The sequence below is a fragment of the Hydrogenophaga sp. SL48 genome (assembly GCF_021729865.1).
Taxonomy (GTDB): Bacteria; Pseudomonadota; Gammaproteobacteria; order Burkholderiales; family Burkholderiaceae_C; genus Hydrogenophaga.
Genome location: NZ_CP063400.1, coordinates 2748503 through 2768925 on the forward strand (window position 1 = coordinate 2748503; position 20423 = coordinate 2768925).

The 20423-nt window shown below is 68.7% G+C and carries 22 protein-coding genes; 13 read left to right on the forward strand and 9 right to left on the reverse strand.

All coding sequences use genetic code 11. From position 1 onward, the window contains the following. Positions 1-56 precede the first annotated feature (56 nt). Positions 57-728 carry an AbiV family abortive infection protein gene (locus tag IM738_RS12995; RefSeq protein WP_236961169.1) on the reverse strand — a complete coding sequence of 224 codons (672 nt, stop codon included), beginning with the start codon at positions 726-728 and terminating at the stop codon, positions 57-59. A gap of 382 nt (positions 729-1110) precedes the next feature. Between IM738_RS12995 and IM738_RS13000 the strand changes: the two genes are divergently transcribed. Continuing rightward, positions 1111-1848, forward strand: coding sequence for an ABC transporter ATP-binding protein (locus IM738_RS13000; protein WP_236961170.1), 738 nt, complete (start codon positions 1111-1113; stop codon positions 1846-1848). Beyond that, on the forward strand, positions 1832-4348 hold the full coding sequence (locus tag IM738_RS13005; RefSeq protein WP_236961171.1) for an ABC transporter permease: 2517 nt from the start codon (positions 1832-1834) through the stop codon (positions 4346-4348). The genes IM738_RS13000 and IM738_RS13005 overlap by 17 nt, the downstream gene beginning before the upstream one ends. A gap of 78 nt (positions 4349-4426) precedes the next feature. On the opposite strand, the gene IM738_RS13010 is transcribed toward IM738_RS13005, so the two are convergent. Beyond that, positions 4427-5185, reverse strand: a complete 759-nt coding sequence (locus IM738_RS13010; protein WP_236961172.1) for a CPBP family intramembrane glutamic endopeptidase — start codon at positions 5183-5185, stop codon at positions 4427-4429. Positions 5186-5313: 128 nt separating this feature from the next. Here IM738_RS13010 and IM738_RS13015 point away from each other — a divergent pair, with 128 nt between their 5' ends. The 7 genes from IM738_RS13015 (at position 5314) to IM738_RS13045 (ending at position 11514) form a co-directional block, all read left to right on the forward strand. Next, positions 5314-6939, forward strand: coding sequence for a gamma-glutamyltransferase family protein (locus IM738_RS13015; RefSeq protein ID WP_236961173.1), 1626 nt, complete (start codon positions 5314-5316; stop codon positions 6937-6939). Between the two features lie 147 nt (positions 6940-7086). Further along, positions 7087-7566: a VOC family protein gene (locus IM738_RS13020; protein WP_236961174.1), complete on the forward strand. Its 480-nt coding sequence runs from the start codon at positions 7087-7089 to the stop codon at positions 7564-7566. A gap of 101 nt (positions 7567-7667) precedes the next feature. After that, the gene (locus IM738_RS13025) at positions 7668-7868 is read left to right on the forward strand and encodes a hypothetical protein (protein ID WP_236966462.1); all 201 of its coding nucleotides are present in this window, start codon (positions 7668-7670) and stop codon (positions 7866-7868) included. A gap of 104 nt (positions 7869-7972) precedes the next feature. Beyond that, the gene (locus IM738_RS13030) at positions 7973-9103 is read left to right on the forward strand and encodes an ABC transporter permease (protein ID WP_236961175.1); all 1131 of its coding nucleotides are present in this window, start codon (positions 7973-7975) and stop codon (positions 9101-9103) included. A 1-nt stretch (position 9104) separates the two neighbouring features. Then, a complete protein-coding gene (locus IM738_RS13035) occupies positions 9105-9887 on the forward strand; it encodes an ABC transporter ATP-binding protein (protein ID WP_236961176.1) in 783 nt (260 codons plus the stop codon). A gap of 23 nt (positions 9888-9910) precedes the next feature. Further along, positions 9911-10846, forward strand: a complete 936-nt coding sequence (locus IM738_RS13040; RefSeq protein ID WP_236961177.1) for an MlaD family protein — start codon at positions 9911-9913, stop codon at positions 10844-10846. Beyond that, positions 10843-11514: an ABC-type transport auxiliary lipoprotein family protein gene (locus IM738_RS13045; RefSeq protein ID WP_236961179.1), complete on the forward strand. Its 672-nt coding sequence runs from the start codon at positions 10843-10845 to the stop codon at positions 11512-11514. Before IM738_RS13040 ends, IM738_RS13045 begins: the two co-directional genes overlap by 4 nt. A 3-nt stretch (positions 11515-11517) precedes the next feature. Here the strand turns inward: IM738_RS13045 and IM738_RS13050 are convergent, their stop codons facing one another. The 6 genes from IM738_RS13050 to IM738_RS13075 all read right to left on the reverse strand — a co-directional run bounded on the left by IM738_RS13050 (position 11518) and on the right by IM738_RS13075 (position 16887). Beyond that, positions 11518-12606: a sulfate/molybdate ABC transporter ATP-binding protein gene (locus IM738_RS13050; protein WP_236961180.1), complete on the reverse strand. Its 1089-nt coding sequence runs from the start codon at positions 12604-12606 to the stop codon at positions 11518-11520. An 18-nt stretch (positions 12607-12624) separates the two neighbouring features. Further along, positions 12625-13539: a sulfate ABC transporter permease subunit CysW gene (cysW, locus tag IM738_RS13055; protein ID WP_236961181.1), complete on the reverse strand. Its 915-nt coding sequence runs from the start codon at positions 13537-13539 to the stop codon at positions 12625-12627. Then, positions 13536-14420: a sulfate ABC transporter permease subunit CysT gene (cysT, locus tag IM738_RS13060; RefSeq protein WP_236961182.1), complete on the reverse strand. Its 885-nt coding sequence runs from the start codon at positions 14418-14420 to the stop codon at positions 13536-13538. The genes cysW and cysT overlap by 4 nt, the downstream gene beginning before the upstream one ends. 128 nt (positions 14421-14548) lie before the next feature. Continuing rightward, positions 14549-15547, reverse strand: coding sequence for a sulfate ABC transporter substrate-binding protein (locus IM738_RS13065; RefSeq protein ID WP_236961183.1), 999 nt, complete (start codon positions 15545-15547; stop codon positions 14549-14551). Positions 15548-15650: 103 nt separating this feature from the next. Then, positions 15651-16211 carry an RBBP9/YdeN family alpha/beta hydrolase gene (locus IM738_RS13070; RefSeq protein ID WP_236961184.1) on the reverse strand — a complete coding sequence of 187 codons (561 nt, stop codon included), beginning with the start codon at positions 16209-16211 and terminating at the stop codon, positions 15651-15653. A gap of 205 nt (positions 16212-16416) precedes the next feature. Beyond that, positions 16417-16887, reverse strand: a complete 471-nt coding sequence (locus IM738_RS13075; protein WP_236961185.1) for an Lrp/AsnC family transcriptional regulator — start codon at positions 16885-16887, stop codon at positions 16417-16419. Positions 16888-17090: 203 nt separating this feature from the next. Here IM738_RS13075 and IM738_RS13080 point away from each other — a divergent pair, with 203 nt between their 5' ends. After that, on the forward strand, positions 17091-17876 hold the full coding sequence (locus IM738_RS13080) for a transporter substrate-binding domain-containing protein (protein ID WP_236961186.1): 786 nt from the start codon (positions 17091-17093) through the stop codon (positions 17874-17876). 68 nt (positions 17877-17944) lie between these two features. After that, entirely contained in the window at positions 17945-18625 is a 681-nt protein-coding gene (locus IM738_RS13085; RefSeq protein ID WP_236961187.1) for an ABC transporter permease, read from the forward strand. On the opposite strand, the gene IM738_RS26035 is transcribed toward IM738_RS13085, so the two are convergent. After that, positions 18573-18770 (reverse strand): hypothetical protein, encoded by a 198-nt coding sequence (locus IM738_RS26035; RefSeq protein WP_442908422.1) that lies wholly within the window; start codon positions 18768-18770, stop codon positions 18573-18575. The two genes, IM738_RS13085 and IM738_RS26035, sit on opposite strands and share 53 nt — an antisense overlap. Here IM738_RS26035 and IM738_RS13090 point away from each other — a divergent pair. Both IM738_RS13090 and mmuM read left to right on the forward strand, forming a co-directional pair. Next, entirely contained in the window at positions 18679-19323 is a 645-nt protein-coding gene (locus IM738_RS13090; protein ID WP_442908423.1) for an ABC transporter permease, read from the forward strand. The two genes, IM738_RS26035 and IM738_RS13090, sit on opposite strands and share 92 nt — an antisense overlap. Before the next feature lie 77 nt (positions 19324-19400). Beyond that, positions 19401-20423 (forward strand): homocysteine S-methyltransferase, encoded by a 1023-nt coding sequence (gene mmuM, locus IM738_RS13095; protein WP_236961189.1) that lies wholly within the window; start codon positions 19401-19403, stop codon positions 20421-20423.

Genomic DNA, 20423 nt, shown 5'->3' on the forward strand with positions numbered 1-20423 from the left:
GTTTGACATGAGAAGCGACACACGGCTTGCCGTGTGGCGTCCTCTCGATGGAAAGGTCAGGCGGCTTTTGGCGCACGTTTCACCCCGAGTGGTTTGAGGCCATGCGATGACCGAAACTTTGGCGACTTGAGGCCCGACCTGTGACGCCATGCGAAAGCAAACATCGCCTCATGTGACATAACCACTTCGTCAAGCGATTCGATCCCGAAGTACTGATCGTTCTTCTCCAGAAGCCTGTACACATCTTTGATCTCCGTGGCGACTATGGAAATCATTTGCTTGGCATCCGCCTGTTTTATAGAGCTTGGAAGCGAAATTCGTGCGTTGACATCAACTCGCTTGCGGGTCTTCGGAAGGCCGACATACGTGGCAGCTTGCTTCTTCTGTTCAAGCTTTCCTTCTCGCGCCGCGCGAAGAAGGTTTGGCGAGAACTCGAAGTACTCCCAAAGAAATGCCCCGTGCTTCTCAGTGTGCGAATACATCGACTTCAACAGCTCCTGTTCAAGCTCTTCACAGGGCAAGCCGGTGTTGGTCAGCGATTCATAGTAGATGTGGTCAACCCATCTTGCCTTTGCGTACTCCTCCATAGACAGAACGGCGAGCTGAAAAGCACTTGGATACGAGCCGATTTGATACAGCGACATCGCGTCTTTCAATAGACGTAGCGAGTTTCGCAGTGACTCCAGCGCAAGCTGCTTGTACTTTCGAGCAGAGAGAGTGGTGCGCATTGCGATTGAGACGCCTAAAGTAATGAATCCCGCAGAACTTGCGGGATATTCTGAACTGTGCTGGATATTCCGGTCACGTCATTTCCCAGAAAGCGCAATCAAATCAACCAGTTGCGCGCGAACACCTGTCATTTATACAGGTATATGCAACCCGCGAAACCCCTCAGCCTCATTCGTCCGGTGTCCTTGGCGCTTTCGGTCGCCCGAAAGGTCGCCAAGGGTAGAACCAAGCCGTCCATCCACCGGCTGAGCCACCGGTGACCAGCCATCCTCTCCAGCTTCTAGCGGCAGGCCTTGCCTGAATCACCGCCCGACTCCAAGTGGAATCGTCCCGGAATGCACAGGCCTTGAACTTTGCCCCGCCCAGCCCCTCACACCCCCCATGCCCCACACCCACCTGATCGAGGCCGATGGCCTGTCCATGCAATACACCATCGGCACCCGCCAGGTGCAGGTGCTGCGCGATGTGAACCTGCGCATCGCGGCGGGCACGAGTGTGGCCATTGCCGGGCCTTCGGGTTCGGGCAAGACCTCGCTGCTGCTCCTGCTGTCGGGCCTGGAGCGGCCCGGCGCAGGGCGCATCCGCATCGACGGCACCGACCTGGGCAGCCTGAGCAGCGACGGCCTGGCCGACCTGCGGCGTGAGCGGGTGGGCATCATCTTTCAGAGCTTTCACCTGCTGCCCAGCCTGAGCGCGCTGGACAACGCCGCCCTGCCGCTGCAGATGGCGGGGGCCAGCGGCGCGCGAGAGGCGGCGGCCGAGATGCTGCAGCGCGTGGGCCTGGGGGACCGGATGCACCACCGGCCTTCGCAGCTCTCGGGCGGCGAGCAGCAGCGCGTGGCGATTGCGCGGGCGCTGGTGCACCGGCCGCGCCTGCTGCTGGCCGACGAGCCCACCGGCAACCTGGACGACCAGACGGCTGGGGCGGTGCGCGAGCTGATCTTCAGCCTCAACCGCGAGCTGGGCACGACCCTGGTGCTGGTGACGCACGACCTGGATTTCGCCGCTCGCTGCGACCGCGTGCTGCGCCTGCACGACGGTCAGCTGCATGAAACGCTGGAGGGGCGCGAGGCCCCGACCACCCGCCAGCCGGAGGCGAGCCATGCCCTTCCTGCTTGACCTGGCCTGGCGCGACCTGCGCGCCAGCGGCCGGCGCCTCTGGATCTTTGTCGCCTGCCTGGTGCTGGGCGTGTCGCTCGTGGCGGCGGGCGGCGGCCTGTACCGCCAGGTGGCCGACGCGCTGCGCCACGACGCGCGGCTGATCTTCGGCGGCGACGTGGAGGTCGAATCGCCCCAGCCGCTGCCCGCCGAGGCGCTGGCCTGGATGCAGGCGCGTGGCACCGTCTCGCGCGTGATCGAGCTGCGCACCATGCTGCGTCTGGAGAGCGGCCGCGCACAGCTGATCGAGCTGCTGAGCGCCGACGCCGCCTACCCGCTGTACGGCGCGGTGGCGCTGCAGCCGGCCGGCACGCTGGCCGACACCCTTGCGCAGCGGGAAGGCCAGTGGGGCGCGGCGGTCGATGCCGCGCTGGCCACGCGCCTGGGCCTGAAGCCCGGTGACCGCATCGAGGTCGGCGACCTGTCATTGACCGTGCGCGCGCTCACCGTGCGCCAGCCCGACCGCAGCCTGCGCGCCGACTGGGGCGCGGCCCCGGTGCTGGTGGCAGAGGGCGCGCTCATGGCCACCGGCCTGGTGCAGCCGCTCAGCCGGGTGGAGCACCATTACCGCGTTCGCACCACCGAGCCGGCCAACGCGTGGCGCGACAGCTTCATCGCCGCCTTCCCCGCGATCGACGCCGAGACCCGCAGCTTCGACGAGCGCAGCGACCGCATGGCCGAGGTGCTGGGCCAGATCGGCTCGGGCCTGCTGCTGATCGGTTTCTCGGCGCTCTTCATCGGCGGCCTGGGCGTGTTCAACAGCGTGCAGGCCTACCTGCAGGGCAAGCTCACCAGCCTGGCCACGCTGCGCGCGCTGGGCCTGCGCGACGGCCGGCTGGCCGCGTTTGTGTTGCTGCAGATCGGGCTGCTCGCGGTGCTGGCGAGCGCGGCCGGCGCGCTGCTGGGCATCGGCCTGGCGCTGGCCGGCGCGCAGCTGGCGGCCGACAAGCTGCCGGTGACGCTGCTGCTGCACAGCCTGTGGCCGCCCGCGCTGCTGGCGCTGGTGTTTGGCGTGCTGACGGCGTTGGCGTTTTCGTTGCCGGCGCTGGGGCGCGCCTTGTCGGTCAGCCCGGCCGCCCTGTTTCGCGGCGTGGAGGGGCAGGCGCTGCACACGCCGCGCCGCGCGCGCTGGCTCACCGCCGCCGTCGCCGGCGCCACGCTGGCGCTGCTGGTGGCCACCCTGCCCGACCCGCGTTTTGGCCTCGCCTTCGTGCTGACCACGGCCGCGCTGCTGGGTGTGCTCGACCTCGCCACGCGCGGCCTGCGCCGCGCCGCCGCGCGCCTGCAGCACCACCCGGCCCTGCCCTTGCCGCTGCAGCTGGCGCTGGCCGGCCTGCAGCAGCCGCATTCGCCGCTGCGCACCGCCCTGCTCTCGCTGGGCTCGGCGCTCACGCTGCTGGTGGCCTGCACCCTGGTGGTGGCCACGCTGCTGCGCACGGTGAACGACACGGTGCCCGAGCAGGCGCCGGCCCTGGTGTTCTACGACGTGCAGACCGATCAGCTCCCGCTGCTGCGCGAGACCCTGCAGGCCTCGCCCGGCCTGGAAGCGGTGAAGACGGCGCCGCTGGTGCTGGGCCGGCTGGTGGCCGTGAACGGCGAGGCGCTGCGCGCGAGCGGCAACGACGAAACCGACCGCCAGCGCGCCCGCGAGTCGCACGACGAACACAAGCTGAGCGACCGCAGCGGCAACTTCGACGACGTGGTCATCGACCGTGGCGCGTGGTGGCCGCTGGACCACGCGGGCGAACCACTGGTGGCGATGGAAGACACCGAGGCCGACGGGCTGGGCCTGAAGGTGGGCGACCGGCTGCGCTTCGAGATCATGGGCCAGCCGGTGGAGGCCACGCTGAGTGCCATCTACAGCCAGCGGCGCATGCAGTCACGCCTGTGGCTCGAAGCCATCTTCAGCGACGGCGTGCTGGACCCCTTCATCACCCGCCACGTGGGCGCGGCCTGGATGCCGACCGACCAGCCCCTGGACGCGCAGGACCGGCTGGCGGCAGCCGCGCCCAACATCGCCACCGCGCGCACCGAGTCGATGCTGCGCGAGACCCGCGCGCTGATGGGTCGCGCCAGCGGCGGGCTGGCGGTGGTGGCGGGTGTGTGCCTGGCCGCGAGCCTGCTGGTGCTCGCCAGCGTGGTGGCCGCCAGCCGCAGCCGCCAGCTCTACGACGCCACGGTGATGCACGCGCTGGGCGCGCGGCACTCACTGCTGCGGCGCGTGCTGGTGTGGGAATACGCGCTGCTGGCCGCCGTGACCGCCGGCTTTGCCCTGCTGGCCGGCAGCGCGCTGGCCACCGCGCTGCTGCAGTGGCGGCTGGACATGAGCCCGGCGGGGCTGTACTGGAGCGGGCTGCTGACGGCGGCAGGTGTGAGCGCGCTGAGCCTGGGCATGGGCGCGCGCTACCTGCTGGCGCAGATGCGACTCAACCCGGCGATGCTGCTGCGCAGCGGGGGTTGAGGCACAGACCGCGAAACGCAAATGAGCGAAACGAGCGAGACGAGCGGCGTGACTCAACCCTGGCTTGATCGTGATCGGTCAAGCAAATACCCTCTCCAGCACCGCCCACTCCAAGTACGCCAAGGCGTTCAATGCCGCGTGCATCAACAGGGGTACCCACAGGGAACCGGATCGGAGCCGCGCCCAGCCCAGCAGCAGGCCGATCAAAAAGATCATCCCCTTGTCGATCCAGTCGTACTGCAGATGGATCAGTGCCCACACCAGCGCCGTCACAACGATGGCACCTCGGGCGCCCAATGCGCTTTTGCTCAATCCCACGAACGCGAAACCGCGAAACAAGGCTTCTTCGAATGCAGGAGCAGCGACCACCATGGCCAGCAGCAGCAACAGTTGGGAATGGGCGGACTCGATGTTCTGACGCATGAAGTCATGGACCACCGGCCGCCCCACCAGAGCCGCCACCAGGTCCCAGCACAAGGCCAGGACCAGCGTGACCATCACCCACCGCCAAGCCGCCTGCCACGGCACCGATTGCCACGCAAAATATTGGGCCAGCCGCGTGCCTTTTCGCAAGCGGGCCGCCAGCAGCAACAGGGGAATGCCCATCAGTGCCGACAACAGAAGGAACAGGGCGGTCAGCGATCCGTTTTGTTTCGATCCGGTCAACCAGTCCTGCAGCATTTGTTCGCTGAGCTCAGGGAACAGGGCCGTGGCGGTAGCTCCTGTCCCGACATAGGCCAGCACCTGGGTCAAGACAAAAATGCCCGAGAAAAACAGCACCGTGCCGATCCATCCCCAGGTCGGGATGTCGCGGCTGGGGTCCCCTTGGTCAAACATGGGGACGGGAGATGAAGAAGACATTTGAACGCCCAAAGAAGTGGTGCATGGCTCAATATGCGGTGATCCGCATGGCGGCCGCGTGTTCGCAATGGTAAGAGCCCAGCCCTTGATCTGAATCTGTACACATGAACCTTCACACCCCCAATCCCTACCCCAGCACCCGCCTGCCACTGTTCGCGCGCAACGTCGTCAGCACCTCGCACCCGCTGGCCGCGCAGGCCGGGCTGCGCATGCTGCTGCAGGGCGGCAACGCGGTGGACGCGGCGATTGCCACCGCCGCAGCGCTGACCATCACCGAGCCGGTGAGCAACGGCCTGGGCTCGGACGCCTTCTGCATCCTCTGGGACGGGCAACAGCTGCACGGCCTCAACGCCAGTGGGCCGGCGCCGATGGCCTGGACGCCGGATTACTTTCACCGCAAACACGGCGCCGACGCGCTGACGCCGCCGAAGCGCGGGCTGGACTCGGTCACCGTGCCTGGCGCGGTGGCGGGCTGGGTGGCGCTGAGCGAGCGCTTCGGCCAGCTGCCGTTCGCCGACCTGATGCAGCCGGCGATGGAGCTGGCCGAGCGGGGTTACGCGGTGCCGGTGGTGGTGCGGCAGAAGTGGGCCGCGGCCACGCCCGAGCTGCAATCGCTGCCGGGGTTTGCACAGGCCTTCCTGCCCTGGGGTCGCGCGCCGCAGGTGGGTGAGCTGTTCCGCTTCCCGGCGGCGGCGCGTGGGTTGCGCGCCATCGCCGAAAGCAAGGGTGAGGCCTTTTACCGAGGCCCCATCGCGCAGGCGCTCGCGCGCTTCGCGAGCGAACACGGCGGCGCCCTGACCGAAGCCGACCTCGCGGCCTACCAGCCGGAGTGGGTCACGCCCATCGGGCAGGACTACCGGGGCCACACGCTGCACGAGATACCGCCCAGCGGCCAGGGCATCGCGGCGCTGGTCGCGCTCGGCATCCTCTCGAACTTCGACCTCGCGGCCATGAAGGTCGACAGCGTGGCCGCGCAGCACCTGCAGATCGAGGCGATGAAGCTGGCCTTTGCCGACGTGTACCGCTTCGTCGCCGAACCCGGCACCATGGAAGTGACGGCCGAGCAGATGCTCGACCCGGCGTACCTGCGCGAACGCGCGAAGCTGATCGACATGAAGCAGGCGCAGGACTTCGGTGCCGGCAACCCGGCCAAGGGCGGCACGGTCTACCTCACCGCCGCCGACGAGAACGGGATGATGGTGAGCTTCATCCAGAGCAACTACATGGGCTTCGGCTCGGGCGCGGTGGAGCCGTCGTTCGGCATCAGCCTGCAGAACCGGGGCCACGGCTTCAACCTCAGCGCTGGCCCCGGCCGCAACACCGCCAACCTCGTGGCGCCAGGCAAGCGCCCGTTCCACACCATCATCCCCGCCTTCCTCACGAAAGACGGCCAGCCGGTGATGAGCTTCGGCGTGATGGGCGCCAACATGCAGCCGCAGGGCCATGTGCAGACCCTCGTGCGCCTGCTCGACCACGGCCAGGGCCTGCAGGCCGCCTGCGACGCACCGCGCTGGCGCTTCGACGCCGGGCGGCACATCAACGTCGAATCGGCCATGGACCCGGCGGTGGTGCAAGGCCTCAAGGACCTCGGCCACCAGACCCGCAGCATCAACGACCCCTACCAGGACTTCGGCGCGGGCCAGTACATCTGGCGCCTGGGCGACCCGGGGGCGGAGGGCTATGTGGCGGCGAGCGACCCGCGGCGGGACGGGATGGCGGTGGGCTTCTGAGGCGGGCTGAAGCCTTCCCGACGTGTTCATCCGTCGCTACGATGCCCGTTGACCGGCGCTGTGGTGAACACCCGCCCCTTGGTGCGGTACCACAGGGTACGCCAGCGGCCTGGCGACCCGCCTCTGTCCCCCTTCAGGAGCATCCAGATGATGAGCAAGAACACCATGTGCCTCTGGTACGACGGCACCGCGCTGGACGCCGCGACGTTTTATGCCGAGACCTTTCCGGACAGCGCGGTGGGGGCGGTGCTTCGTGCGCCCACCGACTATCCCGCCGGCCAGCAGGGCGATGTGCTGACGGTCGAGTTCACGCTGATGGGCATTCCGTGCCTGGGCATGAACGGCGGGCCGGGGGTGAGGCACAGCGAGGCTTTTTCGTTCCAGGTGGCGACCGACGACCAGGCCGAAACGGACCGACTGTGGCAGGCGATTGTGGGCAACGGCGGGCAGGAGAGCGCTTGCGGCTGGTGCAAGGACCGGTGGGGGCTGTCGTGGCAGATCACGCCCCGCGCCCTGATGGCCGCGATCACCGACCCCGATCCGGCGGCGGCCCAGCGCGCGTTCGTGGCCATGATGGACATGGGAAAGATCGACATCGCGGCGATCGAGGCGGCCCGGCGGGGTTGACGCGGGCGCGTGCAAGGATCACGCTGTGGCTGCGGCATCGCCGTTGGCTCAAGCGGGCGGCGCCCGCCGCATTGCCGGTGAACCTTTGCCAGGAGCTTGCCATGCAGCACATCCACCCACCCCCGGACCAGGCGATGTCCAACCATCCGCTGGAATACTCCGACCCGGAGTTGCGCGCCTACGCTGAAGAACAGGCGGAAGACATCTTCGAAGCGGTTGTCCGCTACATGCCCCTCGTCCTGCCGATCATGGCCGCCCTGCTGATCTTCATGCTGGCCTTCGTCGCGGTGACCATGGCGTGAGCGTGCCGATGCCGACGGCGCTCGCCATGCCGCGCCGGTGCACCGGCGGTCGTGTGCGACAGCGCACCGACACCAGCGGCCATTGAGCGCAGCCTTGCAGCCGCATGTCCGCGCCTTTGCCCACCGAACCCAGCGCCCCCCCGACACCGGCCGCGCTCGCGCAGGGCCCGGACGGGGTCTGGACCCTGCACGGCCACTGGACGCTGCAGGGCCTGGGGCCGCTGCTGAACGCCCAGGCCCTGCCGGTCGCGGACACGCCACCGCTCACGCTGGACGGCTCGGCGCTGCAGGACATCGACTCGGCCGGTGCCTGGGTGCTGCAACGCTGGTTGCCGGCCGGCAGCGCGGCGCCGGCCCTGCGCGCCTGGCCGCCGCGCGCGGCGGCGCTGATGCAGCAGGTGCAGGCGGGCGCGGACCAGACCCTGACGCAGGAACCGCGACACGGCCTGCTCGAACACACCGGCCGGCGCGCGGTGGCCGCCGCCCAACAGGCCCAGTCGTTTTTGCACTTCATCGGCGAGACCGCGATCGCGGCGGCGCGGGTGATGCGCCATCCAGCTAAGTGGCGGCTGCGCGCGATCTGGCACGAGGTGCAGATCGGGGGTTTCGATGCGCTGCCCATCATCGGCCTGACCTCGTTCCTGCTGGGCATCGTGGTGGCCTACCAGGGCGCCGACCAGCTGCGCCACTACGGCGCCAACGTGTTCGTGGTGGAGCTGGTGGGCTACGCCATGCTGCGCGAGTTCGCGCCGCTGATCAGCGCCATCATCATTGCCGGGCGATCCGGCTCGGCCTACGCGGCGCAGATCGGCACCATGGTGGTGGCCGAAGAGGTCGACGCCCTGCGCACCATCGGCATCGACCCGCTGCAGCGCCTGGTGCTGCCCAAGATCATCGCCCTTTCCATCGCCCTGCCCTTGCTCACGGTGTTCGCCGACATCACCGGCGTGTTCGGCGGCATGGTGATGGCGCGCTCGCAGCTGGACATCGGCTTCGGCGAGTTCGTCGACCGCTTCGGCCGCGTGATGCAGGGCACCGCGTTCCTGATCGGCGTGGGCAAGTCGCTGGTGTTCGCGCTCATCATCGCCACCGTCGGCTGCTTCCAGGGCCTGCGCACCTCGGGCAGCGCCGACAGCGTGGGCCGGCAGACGACCCTGAGCGTGGTGCAGTCGATCTTCACGATCATCGTGGCCGACGCGCTGTTCTCGGTCGCCTTCAACCTGATGGGGCTCTGAGATGGCACCCACCGACGAGCCCGTGATCGAACTCAGGCAGATCTGCACCCGCTTCGGCAGCCACACCGTGCACGAGGGGCTGGACCTGAGCGTGAAGCGCGGCGAGATCCTGGGGCTGGCCGGGGGCAGCGGCTCGGGCAAGTCGGTGCTGCTGCGCGAGATGATCGGGCTGCAGGCGCCCACCTCGGGAGAGGTGCGCGTGTTCGGTGAAAACCTCACTTCGCTGGCCGCCGCCCCGGGCCTGGCGCTGCGCAAGCGCTGGGGCGTGATGTTCCAGCGCGGCGGTCTGTTCGGCGCGCTCACCGTGCGGGAGAACGTGGGCCTGCCCTTGCGCGAACACAGCGCGCTCGACCACACGCTGATCGACCGCATCGCCGAGTGGAAGCTGGCCCTGACCGGCCTGCCGCCCGAAGCCGGGCTCAAGCGGCCCAGCGAACTGAGCGGCGGCATGCTCAAGCGCGCGGCGCTGGCGCGCGCCATCGCGCTCGACCCCGAGCTGCTGTTCCTCGACGAACCGACCTCGGGCCTGGACCCGGCCAGCTCGCGCGGCGTGGACGACCTGATCCTCGCCACGCACGCGCTGTTCGGGCCGACCATCGTGATCGTCACCCACGACCTGGCGCTGCTGTGGCGGGTGTGCGACCGGGTCGCCGTGCTGGCCGAAGGCCGCGTGATCGCGCTGGACACGATGGACGCGCTCTCGCACCACCCGCACCCCACGGTCGCGGCCTATTTCAACCAGCCGAGCGGGGAGCCACAGCGGGCGGCCTCTGCGCTGGCCTGACCCAGACACAGAGACACAGCGACATGGACGACAAGGTCAACTACCCACTGGTCGGCGGCTTCGTGCTGCTGCTCGGCGCCCTGCTGGTGGCCGGCGTGCTCTGGCTCGCGGCCGGGCTGGGCGGCCGCCAGGCGGTGGACGCCTACCAGGCGGTGATCGAAGAATCGGTGGCGGGGCTGAACGTCGACGCGCCCGTGAAGTACATGGGCGTGGACGTCGGCAAGGTGGCGCGCATCGAGATCGACCCGCTGAACTCGGAGCAGGTCCGCCTGCACTTCCTCGTGAAGCGCGGCACGCCGATCAAGCAGGACAGCGTGGCCGTGCTGAAGGCGCAGGGGCTCACGGGCATCGCCTACATCGAAATCAGCGGCGGCAGCGCCGGCTCGCCGCCGCTGCTGGCCGGGGCCGACGGCGTGGCGCCGACCATCCCCTTCAAGCCCTCGCTGAGCGCGCGGCTGGAGAACGTGCTCTCCAACGTGCTGGGCAACGTGGACCGCGTCTCGGACAACCTCAATGAAGTCTTCGGTGCCGACAACCAGGCCGCGCTGAAGTCCAGCCTGGCCGACATCGCCACGCTGGCCCGCGCCTTGGCCGGGCAGCAGGCGGCGATCAGCGCGGGCATCGCCGATGCCGCCAAAACCGCCAGGCTGACCGCGCGCGCGGGCGAGCAGCTGGGGCCGACGCTGGCGCGCATCGAGAGCAGCGCGCAGGCCGTCGAGCGCATGGCCGAGGTGGCCGGGCAGGCCAGCCAACGCGCCGGCGCGGCCGCCGACGCCGCGGCCACCAGCGTGCAGCAGGTGGGCAGCGAGACCCTGCCCGACCTGGCGCGGCTGATGGCCGAACTGAACCAGCTCTCGGCCTCGCTGCGCCACCTGAGCGAACAGACCACCGTCAACCCCAGCAGCCTGCTGCTGGGCAACCCCGCGCCGACACCCGGCCCCGGAGAAAGCCCGCCATGACACACCCCCACCCCGCACGCCACGCGCTGCCCCCCGGCCGCGCCGGCGGCGTTGCCCGCTGGTGCTGGCTCGCCGCGCTGCTGCCGCTGCTGGCGGCCTGCGCCGGCACCTTGTTGCCCAAGCCGGCCCCCGCCCCCACGCGCTTCACGCTGGATACCGGCCCCGCTTCGGCTCCCGCGGCCAGCGCGCGAACGGCGGCCGCGGACGCGCCCACGCTCACGGTGGACCTGCCGCGCGCGGCTCCGGGTTACGACAGCCGGCGCATGGTCTACCAGCGACGGCCGCAACAGATGGAGGCCTTCGCCTTCCACGAGTGGGTGGAGCCACCGGCGCAGATGCTCGCCCCCTTGCTGGTGCGCGCGCTGCAGGACCAGGGAGGCTTTCGCGCCGTGCTGCGCGCACCGTCGGCCGCTGCGGGCGGCTGGCGGCTGGAAACCGAGCTGCTGCGCCTGCACCAGGACTTCAGCCAGCGGCCCAGCCAGGTGCGCCTGAGCGTGCGCGCCGTGCTGCTGAACAGCGCCACGCGCCAGGCCGTGGCCTGGCGGGAGTTTGACGTCAGCGTGGCCGCGACCAGCGACGACCCGGTGGCCGGTGCCGCGGCGGCGCAGGCGGCCGCGCGGCAGCTGTCCACCGAGGTGGCCGCGTTCAGCGCGGAGCGGGCGCGCTGAACGTCAGGCCTTTTCGGGGTGCAGGAACACGCGCGCCTTGCGCGGCGACACCACGAGCGTCTCGCCTTCCTGCAGGCCCAGCTCGCGGAACTGCAACGCGGGGATCTGCGCTTCGATCAGCGGGTCGTGCCCGGCCGGGTGGTTGTTCTCCACCGGCTGCAGCTCCAGGCGCGCGATGGGGCCGACCACGATGGCGCGGCTGAGCGTGGCGACGATGCCGCTGGCGCCCGGCGTGTGGCGCTGCACGTCGAGGTCGTGCGGGCGCACGTAGGCGAAGGCCTGTGCGTTCTGCGCGCCGGCGTGTTCGGGCGTGTGAATGGCCACGCCATCGAGGTGCAGCAAGCCCTCATGTGCACGGCCGTGGAACAGGTTCACGTCGCCCAGGAAGCCGTACACGAACGGGCTGGCCGGGTGGTCCCACACGTCCTGCGGTGAACCGCACTGCTCCACCACGCCCTTGTTCATCAGCACCACGCGGTCGGCCACCTCCAGCGCCTCTTCCTGGTCGTGGGTGACGAAGATGCTGGTCACGTGCAGCTCGTCGTGCAGGCGGCGCAGCCAGCGGCGCAGTTCCTTGCGCACCTTGGCGTCGAGCGCGCCGAAGGGCTCGTCGAGCAGCAGCACCTGAGGCTCCACAGCAAGGGCACGGGCCAAGGCGATGCGCTGGCGCTGGCCGCCGGAGAGCTGCGAGGGATAGCGGTCGGCCAGCCAGTCGAGCTGCACCAGCTTGAGCAGGTCGGTCACCTTCTGCTTGATCTGCGCGTCGCTCGGGCGCTCGCCGCGCGGCTTCACGCGCAGGCCGAAGGCCACGTTCTCGAACACGCTCATGTGGCGGAACAGCGCGTAGTGCTGGAACACGAAACCCACGTTGCGCTCGCGCACGTGCACGTCGGTGGTGTCTTCGCCGCTGAAGTGGATGCTGCCGGTGTCGGGCGTTTCAAGGCCCGCGATGATGCGCAGCAGCGTGGTCTTGCCGCAGCCCGAGGGGCCGAGCAGCGCGAGCAGCTCGCCGGAGGCGATGTCGAGGTTGACGTCGCGCAGGGCCTGGAAGGTGCCGAAGTGTTTGTTGACGTTGCGGATCTGGATGCTCATGGGGATTCCCGGTGAAGGTCAGTGGGCGCTGCCGGCGGTGGCGCCCAGCGCAGGGGTGGGCCGCTCGGGCGGCAGCTCGGCCTGGGCCTTGAGTTCGCTTTCCATGCGCCACTCGGCCACCGACTTGATGGCCAAGGTCACCAGCGCCAGCAGGGCCAGCAGCGAGGCCACGGCGAATGCGGCCACCGACTGGTACTCGTTGTAGAGGATCTCGACATGCAGCGGCATCGTGTTGGTCTGGCCGCGGATGTGGCCCGAGACCACGCTCACCGCGCCGAACTCGCCCATGGCCCGCGCGTTGCACAGGATCACGCCGTAGATCAGGCCCCACTTGATGTTGGGCAGGGTCACGTACCAGAAGGTCTGCCAGCCGGTGGCACCGAGCACCTGCGCCGCCTGCTCCTCGTCGTTGCCCTGGGCCTGCATCAGCGGGATGAGTTCGCGCGCGATGAAGGGGAAGGTGACGAAGATGGTGGCCAGGATGATCCCGGGCACGGCGAAAACGATCTTGATGTCGTGCTCGGCCAGCCAGGGGCCGAACCAGCCCTGCGCGCCGAACACCAGCACGTAGATCAGGCCGGCCACCACGGGCGACACCGAGAACGGCAGGTCGATCAGCGTGGTGAGGAAGGACTTGCCCTTGAACTCGTACTTGGCGATGCACCAGGCCGCCGACACGCCGAACACCAGGTTCAGCGGCACGGCCACCAGCGCGGTGATGAAGGTGAGCCGGATGGCGGACCAGGCGTCCGGCTCCCGCAGCGCTTCGGCATAGGCGTCCCAGCCCTTGCGCAGGGCCTCGGTCGCCACTGCCGCCAGCGGCAGCACGAGGAACAGGAACATGAACACCAGCGCGACGCCGGTGAGCGTGTAGCGCACCCAGGGCGCTTCGGTGGTGCCGCGCTGGGCGCTGCGGATGGTGTTCTGACTCATTGGGAGTTCCCTGCCGAACGCTTGCGCTGCCAGCTTTGCAAACCGTTGATGACCAGCAGCAGCACGAAGGAAATGATCAGCATCACCGTGGCCACGGCCGTGGCACCGGCGTAGTCGTACTGCTCGAGCTTGCTGATGATGATCAGCGGCGTGATCTCGGACACCATGGGCATGTTGCCGGCGATGAAGATGACCGACCCGTATTCACCCACGGCACGCGCGAAGGCCATGGCAAAACCGGTCAGCAGCGCGGGCGCGATGCTCGGGAAGATCACGCGGCTGAAGGTCTGCCAGCGCGTGGCACCCAGGCAGGTGGCGGCCTCTTCCAGTTCCTTCTCGGCGTCTTCGAGCACCGGCTGCACCGTGCGCACCACGAAGGGCAGGCCGATGAAGATCAGCGCGATCACGATGCCGTTGGGGTTGAAGGCGAGCTGGATGCCGTGCGGCTCCAGCAGCGAGCCGATCCAGCCGTTGCCGGCCAGCAGCGCGGTGAGCGAGATGCCGGCCACGGCCGTGGGCAGCGCGAACGGCAGGTCCACCAGCGCGTCCACGATCTTTTTGCCCGGGAAGCTGTAGCGCACCAGCACCCAGGCCACCAGCAAGCCGAACACCACGTTGACCAGCGCCGCGATGAACGAGGCGCCGAAGGTGAGCCGGTACGAGGCCAGCACACGCGGCGCGGTGACCGCCTCCCAGAACTGCGGCCAGGTCAGCGTGAAGGTCTTGAAGACCAGTGCCGACAGCGGGATCAGCACGATCAGGCACAGGTAAAACACCGTGAAGCCCAGCGTGAGGTTGAAGCCGGGCAACACCCGCACCGGCGTGCGGCGAGGCGAAGCTGAAGAAGACGCCACCCCGGGGGGCAACACAGCAGAAGTCATGGGATATCCAATAAAGCGAAACCGACCGGCGCGACGTGCCCCAAGCCAAGGGCACCGCGGAACCGGCTTTGCCGGGCCGCCAGTGCCGCCCCCCTTGAGGGGGGTGACGCGAAGCGGCGCGGGGGGTGTTACTTGCCTGTGGTGTACAGCTTGTCGAACTGCCCGCCGTCGTTGAAGTGCACCTTCTGCGCTTCGGCCAGCGAACCGAAGTACTCGTTGACGGTGAACAGCTTGATGGGCTTGAACGCGGCGGCGTACTTCTTCAGCACCGCTTCGTTGCGCGGGCGGATGTTGTGCTGGGCCGCGATCTCCTGGCCTTCGGCGCTATAGAGGAAATCGAGGTAGGCCTTGGCATCGGCCGCCGTGCCCTTTTTCGCCACGGTGCGCTCGACGATGGCGACCGGGTTCTCGGCCACGATGGACGCGCTCGGGTGGATCGCATCGACCTTGCCTTTGCCGAACTCGTTGTCCACCGACACCACCTCGGACTCGAAGGTCACGAGCACGTCGCCGATGTTGCGTTGCAGGAAGACGCCGGTGGCGTCGCGCCCGCCGCGCGCCAGCACCGGCACGTTCTTGTAGAGCTTGCCCACGAACTCGGCGGCCTGCGCGTCGGTGCCGCCCTTGGCGCGCACCTGGCCCCAGGCCGCGAGGTAGGCCATGCGCCCGTTGCCGCCGGTCTTGGGGTTGACCACCACCACCTGCACGCCGGGCTTGATGAGGTCGTCCCAGTCCTTGATGCCCTTGGGGTTGCCCTGGCGCACGAGGAACAGCATGGTGGAGCTGGTGGGCGCGGCGTTGTTCGGGAATTTCTGGCGCCAGTCCTTGGCGACCACGCCCTTCTCGGCCAGGAAGTCCACGTCGGTGGTGGTGTTCATGGTCACCACGTCGGCGTCCAGGCCGTCGGCCACGGCCCGCGCCTGCGCGCTGGAGCCGGCGTGCGACTGATCGACCTTGATGTCCTTGCCGGTGGCCTTCTTGTGACTCGCGACGAAGGCGGTGTTGAGGTCTTTGTAGAACTCGCGCGCCACGTCGTAGGACACGTTCAGCAGCGTGGTCTGGGCCGAGGCGAGCGAGGCGGCGGCGAAGGCGATGGCGCCGAGGGTGAGCTGGAAGCTTGTTTTCATGGGAGGGGACTTCGATAGAGGGAATGCATGGGATTCTGGGATCCATGCCTTCATTGGCAAACGACTTTGTTCTTGTTTCCTTATTCGCGAGCTGAATAAGGCATCAGGCGGCCACGGCCACCGGAAGGGCGGGTGTGACGTCGGCGCCCAGCGACTGCAACAGGGCCAGGCCCAGGGGCCATTCGCCATGACCGGACTCCACGTTGATGTGCCCCGCATCATTGAGCCGCACGAACTCGCTGCCCCAGGCGCGGGCGTAGGCCCCGGCCAGGCGCACCGGGCAATACGGGTCGTTGCTGCTGGCCACCAGCACGCTGCGGTACGGCAACTTCTGGTACGGAACAGGCGCGAAGTCGGCCAGCACGCCGCGGCGCTCCGGGTCGGCGGGCGCGACCAGCAGCGCGCCCTGGATGCGGGCCGCCACCTCGGGCGGCAGGTGCGTGGTGGCGATGCAGCCCAGGCTGTGCGCGACCACCACCACCGGGCCGGGGGCCTGCTCGATGGTGTCGGTCAGGCGCCGCACCCAGGCACGCTGGCGCGGGCTGACCCAGTCGTCCTGCTCGACGCGCAAGACGTTCGGCAGGCGTTCGGTCCAGAGGCTTTGCCAGTGGCCGGCGCCGGAGTTGCGCCAGCCGGGCACGATGATCACGGTGGGAGAAGACATGCGGCCCCCGGTCTCAGCGGCTGGACCGCTGATGGGCGGCGTATGTCGGGGGGAAGTCCGTGGCGAGGTCGCCCGGTCTGTCTGTGCTCATGGATGCGCTCCTTCATGTCTGATGGCAGGCATTGTGGACAGCACCGCCGCGCAAACCAACGACTGTGAAGCAGTTTGTATATGGCCCCGCGGCATATGGCGGGGTGACGCAGGCTCAGCCCTGGTCCAGCGGCACGTACAGCCCCACCTTCATCGCGTCGATCACGACGTGCGTGGTCATGCGGACCACCTGCGGCACCTCGGCCATCAGCCGGGCCGCAAGCGCGTCGTAGGCCTTCACGTCGCGTGCCACGACCACCATCATGATGTCGAAGCTGCCGGTCACGTAGTAGACCTGCTGCACCGCCGGTTCGGTCTGTGCCCACAGGCGGATGCGCGGCAGCGCCTCGTAGTTGTCCTTGATCTCCAGCCCGGCGAGGAAGCTCATGGTGTGGCCCACCGCCTGCGGGTTCACCACCGCCACCTCGGCGCTGATGGTCTTGTCCTGGCGCATGCGACGCAGGCGCCGCTGGACGGCGGAAGCCGACAGACCCACCGCCTCCGCGATGACCTCGGCGTTGAGCTGGCAGTCCTTCTGGACCAGGTCCAGGATCTTCCGGTCAAAAACGTCCAGTTCGGTGTCCATGCGGCGATTCTAGGCACTGCGCCTTGGCGTCGCCGTCGCGCACAACGCGACCCGAATCGCCGCCATCCCGCGCGCCAGGGGCATTTTTTGCCGCCCGGCCGCAATCCAGGCGCGGATACTTGCCCCACTTTTTGCGCTGAAAAAAGACCTTCTGGTCACCCTGTCCGTCGGTTGTCCGACTATTTTCTTCTGGAGATCACAACGTGAGTCGTTCCCTGTTGAGTGGCCTGGTGGCCGGTGTGCTGTCCTTCGCCGGGGCCGCGCACGCCGAGGACGTGGTGCGCATCGGCACCCTGTCGGACTACGCGCCGTTCGAGTACCGCGACGCCAAGGGCGAGCTCAAGGGCATGGAGATCGAGCTGGCCAAGACCATGTGCAAACACATCCAGGCCAAGTGCGAGTACGTGACGATGGACTTCGACGCGCTGATCCCCGCACTCAAGGCCAGGAAGATCGACGCCGTGCTGGCCCAGATGTCGATCACCGACGAGCGCAAGAAGGTGGTGGACTTCACCGACCTGTTCACCCTGGCCCCGGTGCAGTACGTCGCCAAGGCCGGCTCGGGCATCACCGAAGACCCGGCCACGCTGCGCGGCAAGACCGTCGGCATCTACAGCGGCTCCAGCCACGAGACCTACCTGAAGAAGCGCCTGCCCAAGAGCCAGTCGGGCATCGCCATCAAGGCCTACCCCTCGCAGGACCCGATCTGGCTCGACCTGGAGGCGGGCCGCGTGCAGGCCGCGCTGACCGACACCACGGTGGCCCACGAGTGGCTGGAGAAAACCGGCAAGGCCAAGGGTTTCGCTCTCGCAGGCAAGCCGCTGAACGACGTGGCCATGTTCGGCGAAGGCACCGGCATCGCCGTGCGCAAGGGTGACCCGCTGCGCACGCGCCTGAACACCGCGATCAAACAGGTGCTGACCGACGGCAGCTTCGCGGCCGAGAACAAGAAGGTGTTCCCCTTCAGCATCGCGCCCACGCTGAAGTAAGCTGGCGCCCCTTGGGACCAGGCCGTCCGGCAGGGTGGCCTGGTCTTGCTGTTTGTGTTGGGTGGTGAATGGACGATTTGTGGCTGTACGCCGGTCAGTTGCTGCAGGGTGCCTGGGTCACCGTGCAACTGGCCCTGTCTTCGCTGGTGGTGGGCCTGGCCCTGGGGCTGGTGCTCGCGGCCGGCAGCCTGAGCCGTCGCACGCCGCTGCGACGCGCCGTGCGGCTGTGCACGGGCCTGCTGCGCGGCATCCCCGAGTTCCTGATCGTGCTGGTCTGTTACTTCGGGCTGTCCAACCTGATCAACAACCACCTCGACGGCGCGGTGGAGATCAGCCCGTTTGCCGCGGGCGTCTTTGCCCTGTCCATCGTGTTCGCGGCCTACGCCAGCGAGGTGTTCCGCGGCAGCTTCGCGGCCCTCCCCCGGGGGCAGATCGAGGCGGCGCAGGCCTTCGGGCTCACGCCCACCCAGACCTTCTTCGCCGTGCGCCTGCCCCAGGCCTGGCGCATCGCCCTGCCCAGCCTCGGCAACCTGTGGCAGTCGCTGCTGAAGGACACCTCGCTGGTGTCCGTGGTCGGGCTCGAAGACCTGCTCAAGAAGTCCAACATGGCGGCCCAGGCCACGCACCAGCCGTTCCTGTTCTTTCTGGCGGCAGCGGCGGTGTACTTCGTGTTCCTGCACGCCTCGCAACCGGTCTTCACCTGGCTGGAGCGCCGGGCCGGGCGGGGCTTCGACGCGAGGACGGCATGAACTTCGCCCCCATCGAAGACTGGCTGGAGTTGCCCACCGACAGCGTGCTGGAGGTGTGGGAAGGCCTGGTGATCACCCTGCAGCTGCTGTGCGGTTCGGTGCTGCTGGCGTTGTTGCTCGCGCTGCCGCTGGCGCTCGCGGCCACCTCCGGCAGGGCCTGGCCGGCGCGGCTGGCGCGCGGCTACAGCGCGGCGTTTCGCGGCACGCCCCTGCTGGTGCAGCTGTTCATCCTGTACTACGGGGTGAGCCAGTTCGAAGCCGTGCGCCAATCGCCCGCCTGGTGGCTGCTGGAAGACGCGTTCTATTGCGGCCTGCTCGCGCTGAGCCTGAACCTGGCGGCCTACATGGCCGAAGACCTGCGGGCCGGCATCCTGGCCGTGCCCCTCGGCGAAAAGGAAGCCGCCCTGGCCATGGGCATGAGCCCGTTCCAGTGCGACCGCCGGATCGTGCTGCCTGCGGCCTGGCGGATCGCCACGCCAGCCCTGGGCAACGAGGTGATCGCCCAGCTCAAGGCCACGGCCCTGGTGAGCACCATCACCGTGCTGGACCTCACCGGCGTCGCGCGCCGGCTGTCGAACGCTTCGTACACCACCGACGCGCTGGTGGTGGCCGGCGGCATCTACGCCGTCATCACGCTGGTGGTGGTGCTGGCCGTGCGCCGGATCGAGCGGCGCTTCGGCCCGGCGGGCCGACGGTAGCCGGCCCGCGCTGGCCTGGGCGAGGACGCCGTTTTCAGGCGATTCCACCTCTTCTTCGCGGCCCGAAACCCTGCCCCATGGCTACGCTCGACGAGAACGTGTTCCATCTTTTTTCCTACGTCATGACGCCCACCCCAGAACCCATGTCCCCCCTGCAAACCGCGCTGGCCGAACAGGGCCTGTTCGTGCTCGATGGCGCGCTGGCCACCGAGCTGGAACGCCGTGGCGCCGACCTGCTGGACCCGCTGTGGTCCGCCAAGCTGCTGATCGAACAGCCCGACCTGATCCGGCAGGTGCACCTGGACTACTTTCTCGCCGGTGCCGACGTGGCCACCACCGCCAGCTACCAGGCGACCTTCGAAGCCTTTGCACGGCGTGGCCTGGGCCACGAAGAGGCGGCCGACCTGATGCGGCGCTCGGTGAGCCTGGCCTGCGAGGCCCGGGACGCCTTCTGGGCCGAGCCCGCCCACCGCCTGGGCCGCCGCCGCCCCCTGGTGGCGGCCTCCATCGGCCCCTATGGCGCCATGCTCGCCGACGGCTCCGAGTACCGGGGTTACCAAGGCGTCTCGCGCCAGGCGCTGGCCGACTTCCACCGGCCGCGCCTGCAGGTGCTGGCCCACGCGGGGGCCGATCTGCTGGCCTGCGAAACCATCCCCTGCCTCGATGAAGCGCTGGCGATCGCGGGCCTGCTGCCCGAGTTTCCCGGCGTGCAGGCCTGGCTCAGCTTTTCCTGCCGGGACGGCGCGCACAACTGCCAGGGCGAGCCCTTCGCCGACTGCGTGGCGCAGCTCGACGCCCTGCCCCAGATCGCCGCCGTGGGCGTGAACTGCACCGCCCCCGAGTTCATTGAATCGCTCGTGGCGCTGGCCCGTTCGCACACCAGCAAACCCATCGTGGTCTACCCCAACTCGGGCGAACACTACGACGCGGTCGACAAGGTCTGGCACGGCGAAGGCCGGGCACACGACTTCGCCGCCCAGGCCATGCGCTGGCACGGCCGCGGCGCGCGGCTCATCGGCGGCTGCTGCCGCACGGGGCCGGACGACATCCGCGCCCTCAAGCAGGCCGCTGTGGCCGGTGGGGCGTTGATCGAAGCCTGA

Bases quoted from the DNA above. Each gene is read 5' to 3' on its own strand.
- IM738_RS12995 (WP_236961169.1), bottom strand. From the start codon at position 728: ATGCGCACCACTCTCTCTGCTCGAAAGTACAAGCAGCTTGCGCTGGAG.
- IM738_RS13000 (WP_236961170.1), top strand. From the start codon at position 1,111: ATGCCCCACACCCACCTGATCGAGGCCGATGGCCTGTCCATGCAATAC.
- IM738_RS13005 (WP_236961171.1), top strand. From the start codon at position 1,832: ATGCCCTTCCTGCTTGACCTGGCCTGGCGCGACCTGCGCGCCAGCGGC.
- IM738_RS13010 (WP_236961172.1), bottom strand. From the start codon at position 5,185: ATGTTTGACCAAGGGGACCCCAGCCGCGACATCCCGACCTGGGGATGG.
- IM738_RS13015 (WP_236961173.1), top strand. From the start codon at position 5,314: ATGAACCTTCACACCCCCAATCCCTACCCCAGCACCCGCCTGCCACTG.
- IM738_RS13020 (WP_236961174.1), top strand. From the start codon at position 7,087: ATGATGAGCAAGAACACCATGTGCCTCTGGTACGACGGCACCGCGCTG.
- IM738_RS13025 (WP_236966462.1), top strand. From the start codon at position 7,668: ATGCAGCACATCCACCCACCCCCGGACCAGGCGATGTCCAACCATCCG.
- IM738_RS13030 (WP_236961175.1), top strand. From the start codon at position 7,973: ATGTCCGCGCCTTTGCCCACCGAACCCAGCGCCCCCCCGACACCGGCC.
- IM738_RS13035 (WP_236961176.1), top strand. From the start codon at position 9,105: ATGGCACCCACCGACGAGCCCGTGATCGAACTCAGGCAGATCTGCACC.
- IM738_RS13040 (WP_236961177.1), top strand. From the start codon at position 9,911: ATGGACGACAAGGTCAACTACCCACTGGTCGGCGGCTTCGTGCTGCTG.
- IM738_RS13045 (WP_236961179.1), top strand. From the start codon at position 10,843: ATGACACACCCCCACCCCGCACGCCACGCGCTGCCCCCCGGCCGCGCC.
- IM738_RS13050 (WP_236961180.1), bottom strand. From the start codon at position 12,606: ATGAGCATCCAGATCCGCAACGTCAACAAACACTTCGGCACCTTCCAG.
- cysW (WP_236961181.1), bottom strand. From the start codon at position 13,539: ATGAGTCAGAACACCATCCGCAGCGCCCAGCGCGGCACCACCGAAGCG.
- cysT (WP_236961182.1), bottom strand. From the start codon at position 14,420: ATGACTTCTGCTGTGTTGCCCCCCGGGGTGGCGTCTTCTTCAGCTTCG.
- IM738_RS13065 (WP_236961183.1), bottom strand. From the start codon at position 15,547: ATGAAAACAAGCTTCCAGCTCACCCTCGGCGCCATCGCCTTCGCCGCC.
- IM738_RS13070 (WP_236961184.1), bottom strand. From the start codon at position 16,211: ATGTCTTCTCCCACCGTGATCATCGTGCCCGGCTGGCGCAACTCCGGC.
- IM738_RS13075 (WP_236961185.1), bottom strand. From the start codon at position 16,887: ATGGACACCGAACTGGACGTTTTTGACCGGAAGATCCTGGACCTGGTC.
- IM738_RS13085 (WP_236961187.1), top strand. From the start codon at position 17,945: ATGGACGATTTGTGGCTGTACGCCGGTCAGTTGCTGCAGGGTGCCTGG.
- mmuM (WP_236961189.1), top strand. From the start codon at position 19,401: ATGGCTACGCTCGACGAGAACGTGTTCCATCTTTTTTCCTACGTCATG.